The following is an 18,248-nucleotide window of genomic DNA, read 5'->3' as shown; positions in this document are numbered from 1 at the left end:
GCAATATGCCAATTGAATGACTTGCGGAACAGAAAATCGGACGGAAGGCCTGTCAGTGGCGATTTGCGCTTGATCATCCTCCGTTTGCGCCGCAGACGCAGACGGCGGCGGCCGAATGAAGGCTTGTAATTCCCCGCCAACAGTGCGAGCAGACGCTCGGAGACCAGAAAAACGGCAGAGTGGCAATGATCATTTCATTCGACATCGGCGGCTCCGCCATCAAGGGCGGCATCGCCCGCTCCGAGACAAACATCCTTCCCCTCGGCCGCCGCCCGACGCCCAGGGATGATTTCGCCGCTTTCGTCGAGACCCTGCGCGGCATCATCGCCGAAACCGGCGAACAGCCGAGCCGTATCGCCCTCTCCATCGCCGGCGTTGTCGATCCCGATACGCAGCGCCTGATCTGCGCCAACATTCCCTGCATCCACGACCGCACGCTCGCGGCCGATCTCGAAGCCGAACTCGGCTTGGCCGTACTGATCGCGAACGATGCCGACTGTTTCGCCATGGCCGAAGCTGGTCTCGGCGCCGGTCGCGGCCACCGCATCGTCTTCGGCGCCATCCTCGGCACCGGCGTCGGCGGCGGCTTGGTTGCCGACGGACGCCTCGTCAACGACGCCGGCGGCTTTGCCGGCGAATGGGGTCACGGGCCGATCATCGCATCGGCGGCCGGCAATCCGCCCGTCGCCATTCCTGCCTATGCCTGCGGCTGCGGCCAGAGGGGCTGCGTCGACACCGTCGGCGGCGCTCGCGGCCTGGAGCGCCTGCACAAGACGCTGCACGATCTCGACCTTGCCAGCGAGGAGATCATCGCTCAGTGGCGCCACGGAGAGGAGAAGGCGATACGGACGATCGACGTCTATGTCGATCTCGTCGCCTCGCCCTTGGCGCTAACGATCAACATCACCGGCGCGACCATCGTGCCGGTCGGCGGCGGGCTTTCCAATGTCGAGCCGCTGCTTGCCGAGCTCGACCACGCCGTGCGCGCCCGCATCCTGCGCAAGTTCGATCGCCCGCTGGTGGTATCAAGCGAATGCCGCATCGAACCCGGCCTGATCGGCGCGGCATTGCTGGGGCTGAAGGCCGAAACAGCAGCTTAAAGCACCGGCCACATCCGCACGATCGCTGCGAAGCGATCCCAGTCCTTGCGCGCCGAAGGTGTCCAGGCAGCCTCGGCAACGGCCGGAAGGCGCGGAAAAACCAGCCGGTTGAAATAGGCGCGGGACAGGAAGTTCTCGGTCCAGATGCAGGCCTGGATGCCGCGCATCTTCTCCTGCAGCGCCTCCGGCAACTCACCCTCAGCCTCGTAAGCATAGGTGTGTTCCGGCGGGCTGAACCCCGCCCAGGCCGCGCCGGGCTCGGCCCAGGCTTCAGCCTGCGCCATGTCGAGATAATAGGCTTGCCCCGGCGTCATCACCACGTCGTAGCCTTCCTGTGCCAGCTCGATGCCGACGGCGGGCTTTTCCCAGGCCATCAGTAGCGTGCCGTCGCGATCGACCCCGCCACCATGCGAGACCTCGTTCCAGCCGGCAAGTTTCCTGCCGCGCTCCGACAGCATGGCTTTGACGCGTTTCAGGAAATAGGATTGCAGCTCGGCAGTGCCGGCAAGTTTCTCCCGCTCCATCAGTGCCTTGCAGAGCGGCGAGGAGAGCCAGGAGCCACGCGCCACTTCGTCGCCGCCGATATGAAGGTACTCGCCGGGAAACAGCGTCACCATCTCGTCGAACACCTTGCCGAGAAACTCATAGGTGAATTCGACCGCCGGATTGAGGGCGTTGTTCGGATAACCCTGCACCGAGCGATAACTGTCCGGCGCCTCCTGCCCGTCGACAAGCTCGGGCAGGGAGAACAGCGTCGCCATGCTGTGGCCTGGAATGTCGATTTCCGGCACCACTTCGATATGCAGCGAGGCGGCATGCGCAACGATCCGCCTGGCATCCTCCTGGGTGTAATGGCCGGAGCGCGGTTCCGCCCCGTCGCCAAGCTGCGGCACGAGGACTTCGTCCGGCCCGCGCCGGGCGCCGATCTCCGTCAGCGCGGGATAGGCTTTGATTTCCAGCCGCCACGCTTCGTCATCCGTCAGATGCCAGTGGAAGATGTTGAGCTTGTTCCAGGCGAGAATATCGATCAGCCGCGCGACGTCCGCCACCGAATAGAATTGCCTGGACACATCGAGATGGCAGCCGCGCCAGTCATAACGCGGCTGGTCGGCGATCGTGCCGAAATTGGGGAATTTGAAGCGCTCACGATCGGCGCGGGCACCGTGCAGCAATTGCGCCAGGCTGATCAGCCCGTATTGCCGTCCGGCGGCATCCGCACTCGAAAGCACGATCTCATGCGCGGTAAAACGCAATTCATAGGCAAAGGCGGCGATCGACGATTCGGTGACGAAACGAATGGCCCGCCCGGCTTCGACGGACCTGAGGGAAAACGGCACGTTGTCGGCCGGATAGAGCCGCTGGTAGAGCGCGAGAACCAGCGAGAGCGCCTTAATCGCATCGGGCCGCGTCCGCGCGGCCGGATAAAGGACGACCGGCAGCTCTCCCGCCTTCAGCCCGAGCGCCAGCGGCCAGGGCAGCAGCGAAAAAGGTTCCTCGGTCCGGCCCGGCGGCAGAAGCGGCGGTGCCATGCCGCCATCCCGGCCTTCGAGCATGAGATCGCCGAAACCAACCGGAACGTGGCGCCCGTCGCCAAGTGTCAGATAGGCCGATTTGACGCCTGATGTCATATGTTTCGGCGCCCTGGTCAGCCCCTCAACCGTGAACCGCCAGCGCCCGCCGGGCGGCACGCTCAGCCCCTCGGGCGGCAGGAATTCATGGAAATGCGCGACCCGCCGCTTGAGGCTGCCGCCGTCGCAGGCATGTTTGTCGGCAACCCGCGTCTCTGACGTATAGACGAGCGAGAAGCCGGATAGCGGCTCGGTCGAAAGATTGAAAAGCGTGAAAGTGAGGCGCCCGAAACTGCCCTCGACCGGGCTCCAACTTGCTTCCAGATGGTAATCGGCCATGGTCATGCCCTGCCTCGTCGCTGAGTGGCCGGGATCGCGGTTGGTCTCCCGGCATGCTTTCGCAGCTTAGCTTTTTCGAAGTGGCACTGGAATCGCCGCTAGTCAAGCGGGGGCGGCCTGCGCGGTTTTGCAGGAATTGCGGCTGAACAAAGAGCTGGGGCGGTTTCATGATCGAGATTTAAGGATCCCGCAAATCGTTTCGAGTCATTGGCAGCTACTTGGCCGCCCGCTCCATTGCTGTCCGTGTTTGGGTCAGCGCTCGCCTTTCCAGAAGATGCGTCCGGGCATTCCCGACTACTTGGATGATCAGGTCGGGCGTGAACGGCTTCGTCACCAGGAAGACGGGTTCCGGTCGGGTCCCCGACAAGAGCCTTTCTGGATACGCCGTCACGAAAATGCCAACGCAGTCCAGCAGTGAGTAAAGGTGGTTTACCAACTCGATTCCGGAGGAGCCGTCCGCAAGGGCCGTCTCGGTGAGGATGATCTCCGCCCTATGTTCAAGTGCAGCGACAATCGCCTCTTCCTTCGTTCTCGCGATTCCGACGACATCGTATCGGTTCCTGAGCAGATTGAGCTGCAAATCTTCGGCTATCCGCGGCTCGCCCTCGGCAATAAGGATTCGAGGTAGTCGAGCTTCCTTGTCTGCCAGCCTTTTTCGGAGCGTAATGTTCTCTTCCTCTAGCTCGCGGCTTCGGCCAACTGCCCGTTCAACCTCCTCAGCCGTGGTGCGCTTTAAGCTAGTGATCTCAGAGAGCACGGCGTCGTGGCTTTCCTTTGAATCGGACTTAGAGGAAGGAAGCGCCCTTAGGACAGCCGGAAGCTTTTTTCGCCATTCAGCCATCTTTCCTTCCCAGGTCGCGGGGCTACGGGTTTCAAGCTCCAACTCGCTGAACAGGGCCCTAAATTCAGAGAGTCTCGTATAGTCGTTAATGCGCCAAGCTTGTTTCAGGCCAAGCGTCTTCGTCACGATGTCAAACGAAACATCTGGCACGACTACCGCGAGGGTTTTCAGCGACTTTGACCATGCTGCACCAAGTTCCATCAGGCAGAAATCACTGTCGAAGTAAGCGGGTGTCAGGAGAGCAAGGACGATATAGGGCTGCTCGATCTGGTCGCGGATATACCCGTTGAAATCAGCCATCAGAGGAACGCCATGACCTGTTATACTGCTGCAGAAGACGTCGCTATCCTTGACGCCAACGGCCTCCTTGAGAAAATTGACCATCAGCTTTGCAAGCCGGGCGTCTGCGGTAGCATGGCTAATAAATACTTTGCTCATGTCGGCTGAAAGCTCGGGTTTGCATCATTGATTCCGTGCCTAGCATTAAGACATCCTGTTGCCTTCGCAAGCTTTTGTCGCCTGCGGCCGATGCATCAACTCTGGGCGTCCTGCAGGAGGAAGCCCATAACGTCGGACAAAAAAGACATCCTCCACTCGGTCGTTCTTCATGCATGAATGGAACTGGCCCTGTCAGCATCTGAAGACGGCACCCGCGAGCAGATCCAAGGCACGTCGTCCGAGCTGCGCTCGCAGGCTATGGTCTAGCGCGGGTAGGACGGTAATCCTTTCGCCGCTGAAAGGCTCGAATGGGCGGCGAAGGTCCTGAACTTGGCCGGACAATCCGGTTTCCCGCAAAAGATCGGCCAGATGCAACTGGGTATCGGGGTCATCCAGCAACTAACTTAAGAAAACGGATAGGCGCTCCGAGCTGAAATTGCGGGGCAAGGCTGGGCATGGTGCCGCCCCAGTCTTTCCGCATGTTTCCACAGCTTAGCTCTTTCAGGGCGACAATGGAATTGGCGCGCACCCTCGAGGTGGAGGCAGGCTGCGACAAACGGTCGTTTTACGGACTGCTTGCCGAGCGAAGGAAGGTAACCTGCAAGGAAAAACGGCGCGGCTTTCGCCGCGCCGTCCTCACTCTGCTGCCAACGCCGGCGGATGTCTGTCATCAGCCTCTTCCTGGATGGCGTCGGCATCCCTGCCTGGCTCGTCCTTCGCCTTCGGCTCCCGGCCGAAGAAAAGGGCGTAACCGGCGGGCAGAACCAGAATGGTCAGCACGGTCGCGACCAGGATGCCGCCCATCATCGCGTAGGCGAGCGGACCCCAGAAGACACCGCGGGAAATCGGGATCAGCGCCAGCACGGCGGTCAGCGCCGTCAGCATGATCGGCCGGAAACGCCGCACGGCCGCGCCGACGATCGCCTCCTGCCGGTGCATGCCGGCCTTGATATCCTGGTCGATCTGATCGACCAGGATGATCGAGTTGCGCATGATGATACCGAGCAGCGCAATGACGCCGAGGATCGCCACGAAGCCGAAGGGGGCGCCGCTGATCAGCAATGCGGCGGCCGCACCGATGATCCCGAGCGGTCCGGTGGCGAGCACCAGCATCGCCTTGCCGAAATGCTGCAGCTGCACCATCAGCAGCACGATGATGACGGCGAGCATGATCGGCGCCTTGGCGGCGATCGACATCTGGCTTTCCGCCGCATCCTCGGCGCCGCCCTGGATCTCGACATTGTAGCCGGCAGGCAGGCTGTCGCGCAGGTCCTTCATGTCGGCATACATCTTCATGGCAACGTCGTTCGGCTGCACGCCGTCAGGCAGCGTCGCACGCACGGTGATCGTCGGCAGGCGGTTGCGCCGCCATTCGATGCCCTGCTCCATGACGGGCACGACCTTGGCCACCTGCGAGACCGGCACGAAGCCGCCGAAATCTGTCGGGACATAGACGGAATTGACCGCCGACAGCAGCGAGCGGCTGGCATCCGGCTCGCGGGCGACGATCGAGACCGTCTCCTCGCCGTCGCGGAAATCGTCGAGCGCAGCCCCCGACATGGCGGTCTGCAGCATCTGGCGCACGCGCTGCGAGGTGACGCCGAGTGCCCGGGCGCGGTCCTGGTCGATCACCAGCTTCATTCCCGGCACCTCTTCCAGCCAATCGTCATGGATGGCGCCGAGCATCGGATTGGCCTGGAAGCGCGCCTTTACCTGATCGGCGATCTGCCTAACTTCCTGGCGGTCAGGCCCCATGACCCGCATCTGCACCGGCCAGCCGGTAGGCGGACCGAGGAAGAGGCGGTCGACCTTGCCGCGAATGTCGGGGAAGTCTTCCGCAAGGATCGTCCGCAGCTTGACGATCAGCCGCTCGCGTGCCGGTTCGTCATTGGCCATGACGAGCAGCTGGGCGAAGTTCGGATTACGCAGCTGCTGGTCGAGCGGCAGGAAGAAGCGTGGCGCGCCTTCGCCGATATAGGTGGCGATGAACCGCTTGTCGGGATCATCCATCATCTTGGCTTCGAGCGCCTTTGCCTGCACTTCGACTTCCTTGATGCTGGTGCCCTCGGGCAGCCAGAGATCGACGAGAATTTCCGGCCGCGAGGATTGCGGGAAGAAATTCTGCGGAATAAACTGGAAGGCCCAGAGGCTGGTGACGAAGGTGCCGAGTGTCAGCAGCAGCACGATGACGCGGTGGCGCACCGCCCAGCCGACTGTGCCGCGCAGCCGACGGTAGAAGCCGGTGTCGAAGGCGTCGTGATGCTCGCCGGCGTGATGGCGCTGCTTGAGAATCATATAGCCGAGCCACGGCGTGAAGTAGACCGCGACGAACCACGAGGTGACAAGCGCGATGCCGACAACGTAGAACAGCGACCGCACATATTCGCCGGCCGTCGAGGCGGCGAAGCCGACGGGAATGAAGCCGGCCGTGGTGATCAGCGTCCCCGTCAGCATCGGGAAGGCGGTCGAGGAATAGGCAAAGCTTGCCGCCTCGATCTTGACGAGCCCTTCCTCCAGCTTTCGCTCCATCATCTCGACGACGATCATCGCATCGTCGACGAGCAGGCCGAGCGCAATGATCAGCGCGCCGAGCGAGATGCGCTGCAGGTCGATGCCGAGTTCGTACATCAGCGCAAAGGTGGCGGCCAGCACCAGCGGAATGGCGATGGCGATAACGAGGCCCGATCGCCAGCCGATCGACACGAACGAGACGACCAGCACGATGATCAGAGCTTCGCCGAGCGCATGCATGAATTCGCTGACCGCATCCGTCACCACGTCGGGCTGGTTGGCGATCTGATCGACGGCGACGCCGTAAGGCAGCGCCTCCTCGAAGCGCTGATAGGTCGCCTCCACGCCCTTGCCGACATCGGCGACGTTGAAGCCTTTGGCCATGACGACGCCGACCTGAACGCTGTCGTGACCGTTGAAGCGGTACTTGCGTTGATAGGGGTCTTCGAGCCCGGAACTGACGGTGGCGATATCGCCGAGCCGCGTCACCTGGCCGCCGGCGCGCAGGCGCAGTTCGCGGATATCGGCGGCCTTCTTTACGTCGCCTTCGACGGAGATGCGCACCGAGCGCAGGCCGGTATCGACCGAGCCCGCCGGATCGACATTGTTCTGGCCCTTGATGGCGTTCTGCAGATCGAGGATCGTCAGGCCGCGCTCGGCGAGCGCCTTGGACGAGACGTCGACATAGATCTTCTCAGGCTGGTCGCCGATGATGACGGCCTTCTCGACGCCCGGCGTCGTCAGCAGCATGTCGCGCGCCTGGATCGCGAATTTCTTCAGCTCCGGATAGGAATAGCCGTCGCCGCTGATCGAATGCAGCGTGATGAACGTGTCGCCGAACTCGTCGTTGAAATAGGGGCCGAGCAGGCCCTGCGGCAGCTCGCTGGAGATGTCGCCGACTTTCTTGCGCACCTGGTAGAAGGCGTCCGCCACATCCTTCGAATTCGTGTCGCCCTTGACCTGCAGGGTGATGATCGCGCTGCCCGCCCGCGTATAGGACTTGACCCAGTCGATATGCGGGGTTTCCTGCAGCTTGCGCTCGATCTTGTTGACGACCTGATCTTCCATCTCCTGGATGGAAGCGCCCGGCCAGATCGCCTGCACGACCATGACGCGGAAGGTGAATTCGGGGTCCTCGCGCTGACCCATGCGCATCAGGCCGAGCACGCCGGTGATGATGATCAGCCCGAAGAGGAAGCGGGCGATGCTTGGATGTCCGATCGCCCAGCGCGACAGATTGAAGGGCCGCTTTTCGGTGGTGGCGTCCATGGTCTTGTTCCCTATCCTATGGCGCGATCAGCGGACCGTTTGGTCCGTGGCGGCCAGGGCCGACTGCTGGTCCGGCACCTTCACCTTGAGATTTTCGCTCATGAACTGCGTGCCGGCGGAAACGACGAGATCGCCGGTATCGAGACCCTCGGTCACATGCACGCCGTCGCCGGTGAAATCGGCAACCTTGATGTCGCGGCCATGCACGGTCGCCGTGTCGCGGTCGACGGTCCAGACCATCTGCTTCCCGTCCTTTTCAGCCAGGGCGCTGAGCGGGATCGAGACATAGCTGTTGCCGTTGCTGACGTCGGCCTCGATCGTCGCCGTCATGCCGAGCAGGACGCGCGGATCGTTCGGCAGGCTCACCCGAACCGCAAAGGTGCGCGACTGCTGGTCGGCGCTGCCGGAAACCTCGCGCACTTTGCCGTTGAGCACCAGCCTGTCGTCGGCCCAGAAGCTGGCCTTGACTGTCTTGCCCGGCTTGAATTCGGCAATGTCGTTTTCCGGAACCGCTATCTGCACTTCCTTTTCGCCGTCGACGGCAACGGCAACGACGGGAGTGCCAGACGCAACGACCTGGCCGACATCGGCATTGATCGTCGTGACAATCCCGTTGTGGTCGGCCTTCAGCTCCGCATAACTCACCTGGTTCTTCGCCTGATCGAGCGCCGAAGCGGCGGCATCGCGGCTTGAAACGGCCTGATCGTAGCTGAGCGACGCCTGCTCGAGCTGGGATTTCGGCGAAACATTCTTGTCGAAGAGCTGCTGATTGCGCTTGTTGACGAGATCGGCGGTTTCGACGCCTTTTTCAGCGGCTGCGAGATTGGCTTCCGCCGTCTTGACCGCCAGCTGGTAATCCGTGGAGTCCATCCGAGCGAGCACGTCGCCCGGCTTCACCTTGTCGCCGATATCGACGAGGCGCTCGGTGATCTTGCCGGCGACGCGAAAGCCGAGGTTCATCTCCGTGCGTGCCTTGACCGAGCCTGAATAGTCGAGCTTGCGGGTGTCGCCGGCCTTGGCGATCTCGACGACCTTCACCGGCCGGATGACTTGCTTGACCTCAGCCTTCTCTTCCGAGCAGGCGGAAACGCCGATGCCGATGGCGCCGACGAGTATGAGACTGGCGACGGACGGCATGCGATGGCTGAGGGTGTTGAGCGAAAACATCTTCCGCACTCCTGGATTGTTTCGGGATTCGACGGCGGCTGCCGCCCATTATTTCTTCAGCGCCCTGATCACGTAATTGATCAGCTCGTCGACGCTTGCGCGGTTTGTTTTGGCAAGACATTGCGCCACCATCTGCGGATGGCAGAGTGTGTTCGTCGCAGCACCAAAGCAGCGTGAGGCAACGACCGGGTCCTGCTCGGCAAATTCCCCGGCTGCAATGCCTTCGGCGATGATTTCGGCGATCAGATCATGAACACGATCGATGTGTTTTTCGATGACATGCCAGTCGCGCTCGATGGCGACCACGATCATCTCGTGCACCTTCATCTCGTCGAGCATCAGATCGAGCGTCAATTGATGCTGGGTCTCGACATAGCGGCGCAGCCGCTCGCTGGCGCTGATCGGTTGATGGCGGATGTCGTAGGCGATTTGATAAGCGGTGGCGAGCATGCGCCCGCAGAGCGCCTGGTGAATTTCGACCTTGGAGGCGAAGAAACGATAAATATTGGCGGGCGACATGCCGAGATCGCGGGCAATGTCGGCCACCGTCGTCTTGCTGTAGCCATAGTGACGGAACAGCCGCTCGGCCGCGTCGAGAATCCGGGTGACATTCTCCTGCCGGGTGACGTCGAGTGTGTTTTCCGCGATCTCGTCCATGACTTTCGATGCCTCGAATTACGACTGACGAATTTTGAATTTCGTCAGTCGTAAAATATCAGGCGTCACTTGTCAACATCCCGGAGCGCAATACAGCTTCGGGTCGGCTCTGCTCGTGCTCGTCGGCGCACCACGCATGCATTGGATGTGGGGATTTGGAGCGGCTGAACGATGGACATCGAACGCAATTGAAAGTGCCGCGACGCGAAAGCGAGCGCGGCACCTCATCGCCGGCGGCCGGAAATCAGACGACCTTGACGTCGAGTGTGATCGGAACGGAGGCAAGCGCCTTCGAAACCGGGCAGCCCGCCTTTGCCTTGTTGGCGAGTTCGGTGAAGGTCGCCTCATCGGCACCGGGAATACGGCCGGAGAGCGAGAGATGAATGGCGGTTATGGCAAAACCGCCCTCGACGCTTTCGAGCGTCACCTTGGCGGAGGTTTCCATATGCTCGGCGGTAAAGCCGGCTTCGCCGAGGATCAACGACAGCGCCATGGTGAAGCAGCCGGCATGGGCGGCACCGATCAGTTCTTCCGGGTTGGTGCCGGCAATGCCTTCGAAGCGGCTCGCAAAGCCGTAGGGATAATCCTTCAGGGCGCCGCTCTGCGTCGAGATCAGGCCTTTTCCGTCCTTGAGGCCACCGGTCCAATGAGCCGAAGCCGTGCGATTGATCTGCATGCCGTCCTCCTGTTTTCGATTGTGCTTTCAGAGCATGATGCCGAAAAGTGTGCGCGGTTTTCGGACAACATCATGCTCCAACTGTTTCCAGAAAGCGGCAGGGGCCGCTCCATGCCTGCGGGAGATCAGATAGCCTTCCCGATTGGCAATATAATGCTCTATCCCGAGAAGACGACAGGCTTGTAAAAATAGCGGGATCGAAGCCCTTCAGGCGGGATGCTGCAGCACGCTGAGGCCGCCGTCGATCGTCAGGCAGGTGGCATTGATGAACGGGCACTCGTCGGAAATCATGAATACGGCCGCCATGGCAATCTCTTCCGGCGTCGCGATGCGCCCGCCGGGATGCAGTTTCATCGTTTCGGCCTTTGCCGCCTCCGGATCAGGGAAGCCGTTCCAGTAATCGATCACCTTCTGCGTCGAGACATAGCCCGGCGCCAGCGCGTTCACGCGGACATTGCGGGCGGCATATTCCAGCCCTAAGGATTTCGTCATTCCGAGCAGGGCGTGTTTTGCCAGCGGATAGGGAAATGTATGCGGGATGATGGTAAAAGCGTGCGTCGAGGCGATGTTGAGGATGACGCCGCCGCCCTGTTCGATCAGGCCCGGCAGCACCGCCTTGCAGCAGTTCCATGCGCCCTTGAGATTGATGTCGAAGCAGCGGTTCCATTCCTCGTCCGTCGTCTGGAGCGGTTCGGCGAAGACATTCACCCCGGCATTGTTGACGAGCGCGTTCAGCTGTCCGATCTCTTCATTCGCCTGAGCGACCAATGTCGTGATCGTGCCGGCATCGGTAATATCGGCCGGCAGATACCCAATCTGGCCGCCGCTGCGCTGGAGCTCTTTCACCGCCTGCGCCAGCAGCGCCGCATCGCGATCGACGAGGAAGACGGCGGCATCCTCCCGCATGAAAGCCTTCGCGATTGCAAGGCCGATACCCTGCGCAGCACCGGTGATCAGGATGTTCTTGCCCTGCAGACGGCTGCCCATCTTATGACCCCTTCGGTTGAACCGGCAGCGCCGACATCAGGATCGTCACCGTGCCGGCAAGCGCCTCACCCGGCGCAAGCGGCGTAAGCCCACCGAAATCAGGAAGGTGGTGGCCGTTCGGCAGATGGCTCATCGGCTCGAGGCAGAAGAAATCGCTCCCGTTGACCGGCATATACAGCATGAAGCGATCGAGCGCACCGTCGGCTTCCAGCGCCGCCTGGATTCCAAGTTCCGGCCAGGCGATTGCCGCCCGCCCATTCCAACCCTCGAAGGCATTGTTCATCCATTTCTGCGGCAACAGCTTGCCGGACCTGAAATCGAAATCATCGGGCACAGGGCCGGGCACATCGGGAAGATGGTCGGGCCGCTCGTTCCAATAGCGATCGGCCGCAATCGTCAGCCTCGTCTTTGGCGTGCGCGCGAAGAAGGGATGTTGACCGAGCCCGAAGGGAAGAGCCGCTTCGCCGCTGTTTTCCACGGAAAGCGTCAGCATCAAGGCATCGCCGGCAAGACGGATCTCCTGCCGGGTCAGATAGGCATAAGGTGAAACCCCGTCGGCGCTTCGGGAAAAGGAGAATAGCGCATGCTCTGGGCTGGAGTCTTCAAGCTGCCAGAGACTGAGCCAGCCGTCGCCGTGCCGATAGAGCGGATCGGAAGTATTCGGCTGGAAGCCATACTCACGTCCGGCAAAGGACATGGTGTTGCCTTCCACGCGATTGCCGAACGGCACCATCGCGAAATTCGCCATCGCTCCATCCGGCCCGCCGGCCGCCACGAGAAAGGGGATGCCTCGATAGGTCGCGGCGGTGACGGCGGCACCCCGACGGCTGACCCGGACGGCGAGATCGCCGTGCCTCAGTTCGATGTCATCGCCGGCTTGTCCTTGGTTCATCCGCGCCGTCCCGCAGCCGAAGACCTCAAATTGTCGAGTAACACTGCGATCAGCAGGATCAGCCCGCGTACCACATACTGATAGAACGCCTGGATATTCAAGAGGTTCATGACGTTTTCGGCAATGCCCATGATCAGCACGCCGACGATGACGCCGCTCATCGCCGCCCGGCCGCCGGCCAGCGAAACGCCACCGAGAACGCAGGCCGAAATGACCGAAAGCTCAAGCCCTGTCGCTGCATTCGGCTGGCCGGAGGTGATGCGCGAGGCAAGCAGGATGCCGGCAATGCCGCAGACGAGACCCTGCAGCGCAAAGATCCAGATCCGCATATTGACGACGTTGACGCCCGCAAGCCGCGATGCCTCGGGATTGCCGCCGATCGCCAGGGTGTTCTTGCCGAAGACGGTGCGGTTGAGCACGAAACCGAAGAGGATGAAAAGGATCAGCATAATCCAGATCGGCGTCGGCACGGTCAGAAATCGCGACAGGGCAAGCTGGTAGAAATCGGGATCATTGATGCCGACAGCGCGGCCATCGGAGGCGATTAGCGCCAGCCCGCGCACGATCTGCATGGTCGCAAGCGTGGTGATCAGCGCATTGATGCGAAAGCGCGCAATGACGATACCATTGACGAAACCAACGACGGCGCCGCAAAGCAGGGCGGCGACCAGCCCGACGGGAATGGAGCCCGTCGCATTCGAGACCATCACCGCGATCATGCCGGAGAAAGCGACAATCGATCCGACCGAAAGGTCGAAATCGCGAGATGCCAGGCAGAACATCATCGTGCAGGCCACGATGCCGATCGTGACGACCGACTGCAGCAGCCCCAGCATGTTTCGTTCGGTGAGGAAGTTCGGAACGAAGAGCGAAACGATCACGAAGGCGGCAGCGAAGATCACCACCAGCCCCTGCTCGCCAAGAAGAATTTTTTTCAACGAATTCATCGTCCCTATTCCTGGTCCTAAATAGTGCCTGCGGCGTTCTTGTCGGGAAGTGCTGCCGTCAGGATGTTGCGCTCGTCGAAATCCTGGCGAGCGACGTTGGCCGCCACCCTGCCCTGACACATCACCATGATGCGATCGGAAATGCCCATGACTTCGGGCAACTCGCTGGATATGACCACGATCGCCATGCCGCCGGCCGCAAGCTCGTAGAGAATTTCGTAGATTTCCGATTTCGCCCCGACATCGATGCCGCGCGTCGGCTCGTCGATGACCAGCACCTTGATCCCCTGCTCGGACAACCAGCGGCCGAGAATGACCTTCTGCTGGTTACCGCCCGAGAGATTGATGATGTCCTGCTTGCGCGACGGCGTTCGCACCCGAAGCTTGGCGATGAACCGATCTGCCAGTGCCGCCTCTTGTCTCGGGCTCAAAATGCCGAAAGGCGAAAAATGCCGGCGCGACGAGATCGCGATATTCTCCTCGATTGATCGCCCTTGGATGATGCCGTCGAACTTGCGATCCTCGGGGCAGAGCACCATGCCGGCATTGATCGCCGCTTTCGGATTGTTCGGCGAAACGGCAACGCCGTCGATCGTCACCTGCCCTTGATGCCTGGTGTCGGCGCCGTAAAGCAGCCGCGCCATCTCGCTGCGGCCGGCGCCGATCAGGCCGAAGAAACCGAGAATCTCGCCCTGGCGGACGGAAAAGCTGATCGGATGGCGCAGCTTTGGTCCCGAGAGGCCCTTGACCTCCAGCCGGACGCCTCCGAGCGGACGTTCGCGCCAGCCCCAGACATTACTGATCTCGCGTCCGACCATTTCCGAGATGATCTGCTCTCGCGTGGTTTCGGCGATCCGAGGATGATGGGCGGCAAGTTTGCCGTCGCGCAGCACCGTCAGACTGTCGCAAAGACGGAAGATCTCGTCGAGACGATGCGAGACGTAGAGGATGACCGTTCCCTTCGCCTTCAAGCTGTCGATGAGTGAAAACAGGATTTCGCTTTCACGCGACGAAAGCGAGGAGGTCGGCTCGTCGAGCGCAACCACCCGCGCATCGAGCATGACGGCCTTGGCGATCTCGACCATCTGCCGTGCACCGATCGAAAGCGAGGCGACCTTGGCCGACGGATCGACGTCGATGCCGATCTCCTGGAGCTTCGACCGCACCGTCTCGATCAGCATCTTCAAATGGATGACGCCGCCCTTGGCCGGAAAGCGTCCGAGCCAGAGATTTTCGGCGACGGTCAACTCCGGAACGAGCTGCAGTTCCTGATGGATGACGATGACGCCGGCATGGAAGGCGTCGCGGACGGACCCGTATCTCTGCACCTCGCCGTCGATGAGGATGTTGCCGCCATCGGCGGCCTGATCGCCTGACAGTACCCGGATCAACGTCGATTTACCGGCACCGTTCTCGCCCATCAGGCCGTGGACGGCGCCCTTCTCGACAGTGAAGGAAACATTCGCCAGCGCCTGCACGCCGGGATAACCCTTGGAGATATTGTTGAATTCGAGGAAAGCCATCATCGCTCCGCCGAGAAGGACCCGGCGGCACGCTGGCGGCCGCCGGACGATATCATCTTGGAAGGACGATCACTCGATGCCAAGATCCTTGCGGACCTTTTCATAATCGTCGCGCAGTGCCAGCGAACCGGAAGTCAGCGTCAGTTTTTCCGGCTCCTTGTCGTTGGCGATCCAGTCATACATGTTGAGCGCCGTCTCGTAGCCGTGACGCTTCGGCGAGATGATAACGGTGCCGAAGAAGCCAGTCGCCGCCGGCTTCTTGAACTCGTTGATCGCCGATTCCGCACCGCCGATGCCGACACCGATGACGTTGGCCGCCGGAATGCCGACCGATTCGGAAGCACGGACGGCGCCGAGGACGGCTTCGTCGTTGAGGCCGAAGGCGACCCAGTATTTCACGTCGGCATGCTTGTTGAGAACGGTGGTTGCCGCGTTGAGCGCCGCTTCCGTATCCGTCTTCGCCTGTGGCGCATCATAGATGTTTTCGGCCGGGAAGCCGGCGGACTTCAGCACCGACATCGCGCCTTCGACGCGGTCGACGGCCGTCGGCAGCTGGTCATAGGAGACCCGCACGGCGCCGACATTCTTCATGTCCCAACCGCGCTTTTTGATTTCGTCGACGATCGCCTGGCCGACGGTCTCGCCGATCTTGGTGGCCGAAATGCCCATATGCGGCACGTTTTCCAACGGCTTGCCGTCGGCGCTGACGAGGCGGTCGTCGACTGTCATCAGCTTCAGCTGGTTGGCTTCGGCCTTGGCAACGATGCCCGGGCCGAGCTTGACGTCCGGCGTGCAGATGATGAAGCCCTGCGCACCCTGGGCGCCGAGATTGTCGATCGCCGACTGGACCTTTTCGCCGTCTTCGGCGCCGATTTTGACGACGGTGAAGCCTTTTTCCTTGGCGGCCTGGTCGGCGAACTTCCATTCGTCCTGGAACCACGGTTCCTCAGGCTGCTTGACGATGAACCCTATCTTGACGTCCGCGGAAAATGCCGAGCCGGCTGCCAGAATGGCGAAAGTGCCAGCCAGAATGGCTGCTTTGAACAAGCGCATGTCTCTCTCCCTAAACTCTCAAAAACCGAGCAGCTGCCTCCCAGGCAACGTCCAATGAATTATGATAAATCATCATACCAGTCAATTGCCAATGTATGATGATTGGAATAATAGATTATTGACGAGATGCCGGGAGGAAGCGTCGCAAAGCGGATCGAATTCGGATAATCAGGTTCGATTGCTTCGCACGCGAGACAGAGCGGAGAGGTGAGTTGGAAACAATCGAGCGACAGAGCGGGGCCGAAAGCCGCCGCATCGAGCGCCGCCCGCGCGTACGCCGCAACGTTACGGCGGCGATCGCTCAGGATATCTGCGCGGACCGCTATCCCGCGGGCTCACCGCTGCCCCGCGAAAACGATCTCTGCGAGCTCTACGGCGTCAGCCGCACCGTCATTCGCGAATCGCTGAAAGTGCTGGAATCCAAGCGTCTCGTCCGCGGTAAGCCACGCATCGGAACCACCGTTTGCGACAAGGACGACTGGAATATCCTGGACGCCGACGTGCTTGAATGGATGGGTCCCTATATCAAGGATTTCGACCTGCTCGGCTGCATTCTCGAGGCCCGCCGCACCATCGAGCCGGCAGCCGCCGAATATGCCGCCGAGCGCGCCAGCGCTCAGGAGATCGCCGATCTCGACAATGCCTGGCGGCAGATGCGCGACAGCGCCCGCGACCCGGAAAGCTTCACCGATGCCGACGTCATGTTCCACACGGTGCTGCTCACCGCCAGCCACAATCAGGTCTTCCGCCGCCTGTCGAGCGCCATTCACGCGGCGCTGAAATATGCGCTGCATGCCTCCAATATCGGTGTCGAGAATCGCGAGGATGCGGTGCTCGTTCACGGCCAGCTGGTCGAGGCGCTGCGCATGCGCGACAAAACAGGCGCCCGCGAATGCGCCAACCGCATGCTCGATCTAGCGGTGCGCGATCTTGCCGCCGCCGAAAAAGCGATCGGCAGAACGAAATGACGGATCACGACAAATCTGCGGACGCGCCGCCGATCGCAAACCCGGGAAGAGACTGAAAGAACAGCGATGAAAATCACCAAACTCACCACCTATATCGTTCCCCCGCGCTGGCTGTTTTTGAAGGTCGAGACCGATGAAGGCATCGTCGGCTGGGGCGAACCGGTCGTCGAAGGCCGTGCGCTCACCGTTCAGGCCGCCGTCCATGAACTGGAAGACTATCTGATCGGCAAGGATCCTTTCCTGATCGAGGACCACTGGACCGTGATGTATCGCGGCGGCTTCTATCGCGGCGGCGCCGTCCACATGAGCGCGATCTCGGGCATCGACCAGGCGCTGTGGGACATCAAGGGCAAAGCGCTCGGCCAGCCGATCCATTCCCTGCTCGGCGGCCAGCTCCGTGATCGCATCAAGGTCTATTCCTGGATCGGCGGCGATCGTCCCTCGGATGTCGCCAACAATGCCAAGGAAGTGGTTGCCCGCGGCTTCAAGGCGATCAAGCTCAATGGCTGCGAGGAAATGCAGATCGTTGATACCAACGAAAAGGTGGAAAAGGCGGTCGAGACCATCGCCGCCATCCGCGAGGCGATCGGCCCACATATCGGCATCGGCGTCGATTTCCACGGCCGTGTCCACAAGCCGATGGCGAAGGTTCTCGCCAAGGAGCTCGATCCCTACAAGCTGATGTTCATCGAAGAGCCGGTGCTTTCCGAAAACAAGGAAGCCCTGCGCGATATCGTCAACCACACCTCGACGCCGATTGCGCTGGGCGAACGGCTCTTTTCGCGCTGGGATTTCAAGCAGGTTCTGTCTGACGGCTACGTCGACATCATCCAGCCGGATCTCTCCCATGCCGGCGGCATCACCGAATGCCGCAAGATCGCGGCGATGGCCGAAGCCTACGACGTGGCGCTGGCGCCGCATTGCCCGCTGGGTCCGATCGCGCTCGCCGCCTGCCTGCAGGTCGATGCCGTCAGCTACAATGCCTTCATCCAGGAACAGAGCCTCGGCATCCACTACAACAAGGGCAACGACATCCTCGACTACATCTCCAACAAGGAGGTGTTCCAGTATGCCGATGGTTTCGTCTCGATCCCGCAGGGTCCAGGGCTCGGCATCGAGGTCGACGAGGCCTATGTCATCGAACGCGCCAAGGAGGGCCACCGCTGGCGCAACCCGATCTGGCGGCATGCCGACGGCAGCTTCGCCGAGTGGTGAGAGCGCATAACCCCGAAAGTCGGAACCGATTTTCGGAAAGGATTGTGCGCAATTCAAAGTGATAGGGTCGCGCAAGCGGCCCTTTTTCATTCACCGT

14 protein-coding genes are annotated in these 18,248 nt (G+C 61.4%); 3 read left to right on the top strand and 11 right to left on the bottom strand.

Going from position 1 to position 18,248, the window contains the following annotated elements; all coding sequences use genetic code 11:
• Positions 1 to 185 precede the first annotated feature (185 nt).
• Entirely contained in the window at positions 186 to 1,100 is a 915-nt protein-coding gene (locus tag OIU37_RS29410) for an ROK family protein (protein ID WP_264259451.1), read from the top strand.
• Here the strand turns inward: OIU37_RS29410 and OIU37_RS29405 are convergent.
• The 11 genes from OIU37_RS29405 to OIU37_RS29355 all read right to left on the bottom strand — a co-directional run bounded on the left by OIU37_RS29405 (position 1,097) and on the right by OIU37_RS29355 (position 15,968).
• The gene (locus tag OIU37_RS29405; RefSeq protein ID WP_264259707.1) at positions 1,097 to 3,007 is read right to left on the bottom strand and encodes a beta-N-acetylhexosaminidase; all 1,911 of its coding nucleotides are present in this window, start codon (positions 3,005 to 3,007) and stop codon (positions 1,097 to 1,099) included. The genes OIU37_RS29410 and OIU37_RS29405 overlap by 4 nt on opposite strands.
• Positions 3,008 to 3,221: 214 nt before the next feature.
• Entirely contained in the window at positions 3,222 to 4,286 is a 1,065-nt protein-coding gene (locus OIU37_RS29400) for a TIR domain-containing protein (RefSeq protein WP_264259450.1), read from the bottom strand.
• 636 nt (positions 4,287 to 4,922) lie between these two features.
• On the bottom strand, positions 4,923 to 8,066 hold the full coding sequence (locus OIU37_RS29395) for an efflux RND transporter permease subunit (RefSeq protein ID WP_264259448.1): 3,144 nt from the start codon (positions 8,064 to 8,066) through the stop codon (positions 4,923 to 4,925).
• Between the two features lie 27 nt (positions 8,067 to 8,093).
• The gene (locus OIU37_RS29390; protein ID WP_264259447.1) at positions 8,094 to 9,233 is read right to left on the bottom strand and encodes an efflux RND transporter periplasmic adaptor subunit; all 1,140 of its coding nucleotides are present in this window, start codon (positions 9,231 to 9,233) and stop codon (positions 8,094 to 8,096) included.
• Positions 9,234 to 9,281: 48 nt separating this feature from the next.
• Positions 9,282 to 9,890 (bottom strand): TetR family transcriptional regulator, encoded by a 609-nt coding sequence (locus tag OIU37_RS29385; RefSeq protein WP_168310091.1) that lies wholly within the window; start codon positions 9,888 to 9,890, stop codon positions 9,282 to 9,284.
• Positions 9,891 to 10,134: 244 nt separating this feature from the next.
• Positions 10,135 to 10,566: an OsmC family protein gene (locus OIU37_RS29380; protein ID WP_138333178.1), complete on the bottom strand. Its 432-nt coding sequence runs from the start codon at positions 10,564 to 10,566 to the stop codon at positions 10,135 to 10,137.
• Between the two features lie 207 nt (positions 10,567 to 10,773).
• Positions 10,774 to 11,553, bottom strand: coding sequence for an SDR family oxidoreductase (locus tag OIU37_RS29375; protein WP_171605688.1), 780 nt, complete (start codon positions 11,551 to 11,553; stop codon positions 10,774 to 10,776).
• A 1-nt stretch (position 11,554) separates the two neighbouring features.
• Positions 11,555 to 12,445: an aldose 1-epimerase gene (locus OIU37_RS29370; protein ID WP_264259446.1), complete on the bottom strand. Its 891-nt coding sequence runs from the start codon at positions 12,443 to 12,445 to the stop codon at positions 11,555 to 11,557.
• Positions 12,442 to 13,392, bottom strand: a complete 951-nt coding sequence (araH, locus tag OIU37_RS29365; RefSeq protein ID WP_138390632.1) for an L-arabinose ABC transporter permease AraH — start codon at positions 13,390 to 13,392, stop codon at positions 12,442 to 12,444. Before araH ends, OIU37_RS29370 begins: the two co-directional genes overlap by 4 nt.
• A gap of 17 nt (positions 13,393 to 13,409) precedes the next feature.
• Positions 13,410 to 14,915 (bottom strand): L-arabinose ABC transporter ATP-binding protein AraG, encoded by a 1,506-nt coding sequence (araG, locus tag OIU37_RS29360; protein ID WP_264259444.1) that lies wholly within the window; start codon positions 14,913 to 14,915, stop codon positions 13,410 to 13,412.
• Between the two features lie 69 nt (positions 14,916 to 14,984).
• A complete protein-coding gene (locus OIU37_RS29355) occupies positions 14,985 to 15,968 on the bottom strand; it encodes an arabinose ABC transporter substrate-binding protein (protein WP_168310088.1) in 984 nt (327 codons plus the stop codon).
• A gap of 212 nt (positions 15,969 to 16,180) precedes the next feature.
• Here OIU37_RS29355 and OIU37_RS29350 point away from each other — a divergent pair, with 212 nt between their 5' ends.
• Both OIU37_RS29350 and dgoD read left to right on the top strand, forming a co-directional pair.
• Positions 16,181 to 16,936 carry a FadR/GntR family transcriptional regulator gene (locus OIU37_RS29350; protein ID WP_264259442.1) on the top strand — a complete coding sequence of 252 codons (756 nt, stop codon included), beginning with the start codon at positions 16,181 to 16,183 and terminating at the stop codon, positions 16,934 to 16,936.
• A 66-nt stretch (positions 16,937 to 17,002) separates the two neighbouring features.
• Positions 17,003 to 18,151 carry a galactonate dehydratase gene (dgoD, locus tag OIU37_RS29345; protein ID WP_011653629.1) on the top strand — a complete coding sequence of 383 codons (1,149 nt, stop codon included), beginning with the start codon at positions 17,003 to 17,005 and terminating at the stop codon, positions 18,149 to 18,151.
• Positions 18,152 to 18,248 lie beyond the last annotated feature (97 nt).

This window comes from Rhizobium sp. BT-226, from assembly GCF_025847085.2.
In the GTDB taxonomy this organism is placed as follows: Bacteria; Pseudomonadota; Alphaproteobacteria; order Rhizobiales; family Rhizobiaceae; genus Rhizobium; species Rhizobium sophorae.
The sequence above is the reverse complement of the archived record's forward strand: the minus strand, read 5'-3'. Positions and strand labels throughout refer to the sequence as shown.

Excerpts from the sequence above, each read along its gene's own strand:
- OIU37_RS29385 (WP_168310091.1), bottom strand. The coding sequence starts at position 9,890 with ATGGACGAGATCGCGGAAAACACACTCGACGTCACCCGGCAGGAGAAT.
- OIU37_RS29400 (WP_264259450.1), bottom strand. The coding sequence starts at position 4,286 with ATGAGCAAAGTATTTATTAGCCATGCTACCGCAGACGCCCGGCTTGCA.
- OIU37_RS29405 (WP_264259707.1), bottom strand. The coding sequence starts at position 3,007 with ATGGCCGATTACCATCTGGAAGCAAGTTGGAGCCCGGTCGAGGGCAGT.
- OIU37_RS29395 (WP_264259448.1), bottom strand. The coding sequence starts at position 8,066 with ATGGACGCCACCACCGAAAAGCGGCCCTTCAATCTGTCGCGCTGGGCG.
- dgoD (WP_011653629.1), top strand. The coding sequence starts at position 17,003 with ATGAAAATCACCAAACTCACCACCTATATCGTTCCCCCGCGCTGGCTG.
- araG (WP_264259444.1), bottom strand. The coding sequence starts at position 14,915 with ATGGCTTTCCTCGAATTCAACAATATCTCCAAGGGTTATCCCGGCGTG.
- OIU37_RS29370 (WP_264259446.1), bottom strand. The coding sequence starts at position 12,445 with ATGAACCAAGGACAAGCCGGCGATGACATCGAACTGAGGCACGGCGAT.
- OIU37_RS29410 (WP_264259451.1), top strand. The coding sequence starts at position 186 with ATGATCATTTCATTCGACATCGGCGGCTCCGCCATCAAGGGCGGCATC.
- OIU37_RS29390 (WP_264259447.1), bottom strand. The coding sequence starts at position 9,233 with ATGTTTTCGCTCAACACCCTCAGCCATCGCATGCCGTCCGTCGCCAGT.
- OIU37_RS29355 (WP_168310088.1), bottom strand. The coding sequence starts at position 15,968 with ATGCGCTTGTTCAAAGCAGCCATTCTGGCTGGCACTTTCGCCATTCTG.
- OIU37_RS29380 (WP_138333178.1), bottom strand. The coding sequence starts at position 10,566 with ATGCAGATCAATCGCACGGCTTCGGCTCATTGGACCGGTGGCCTCAAG.
- OIU37_RS29375 (WP_171605688.1), bottom strand. The coding sequence starts at position 11,553 with ATGGGCAGCCGTCTGCAGGGCAAGAACATCCTGATCACCGGTGCTGCG.
- araH (WP_138390632.1), bottom strand. The coding sequence starts at position 13,392 with ATGAATTCGTTGAAAAAAATTCTTCTTGGCGAGCAGGGGCTGGTGGTG.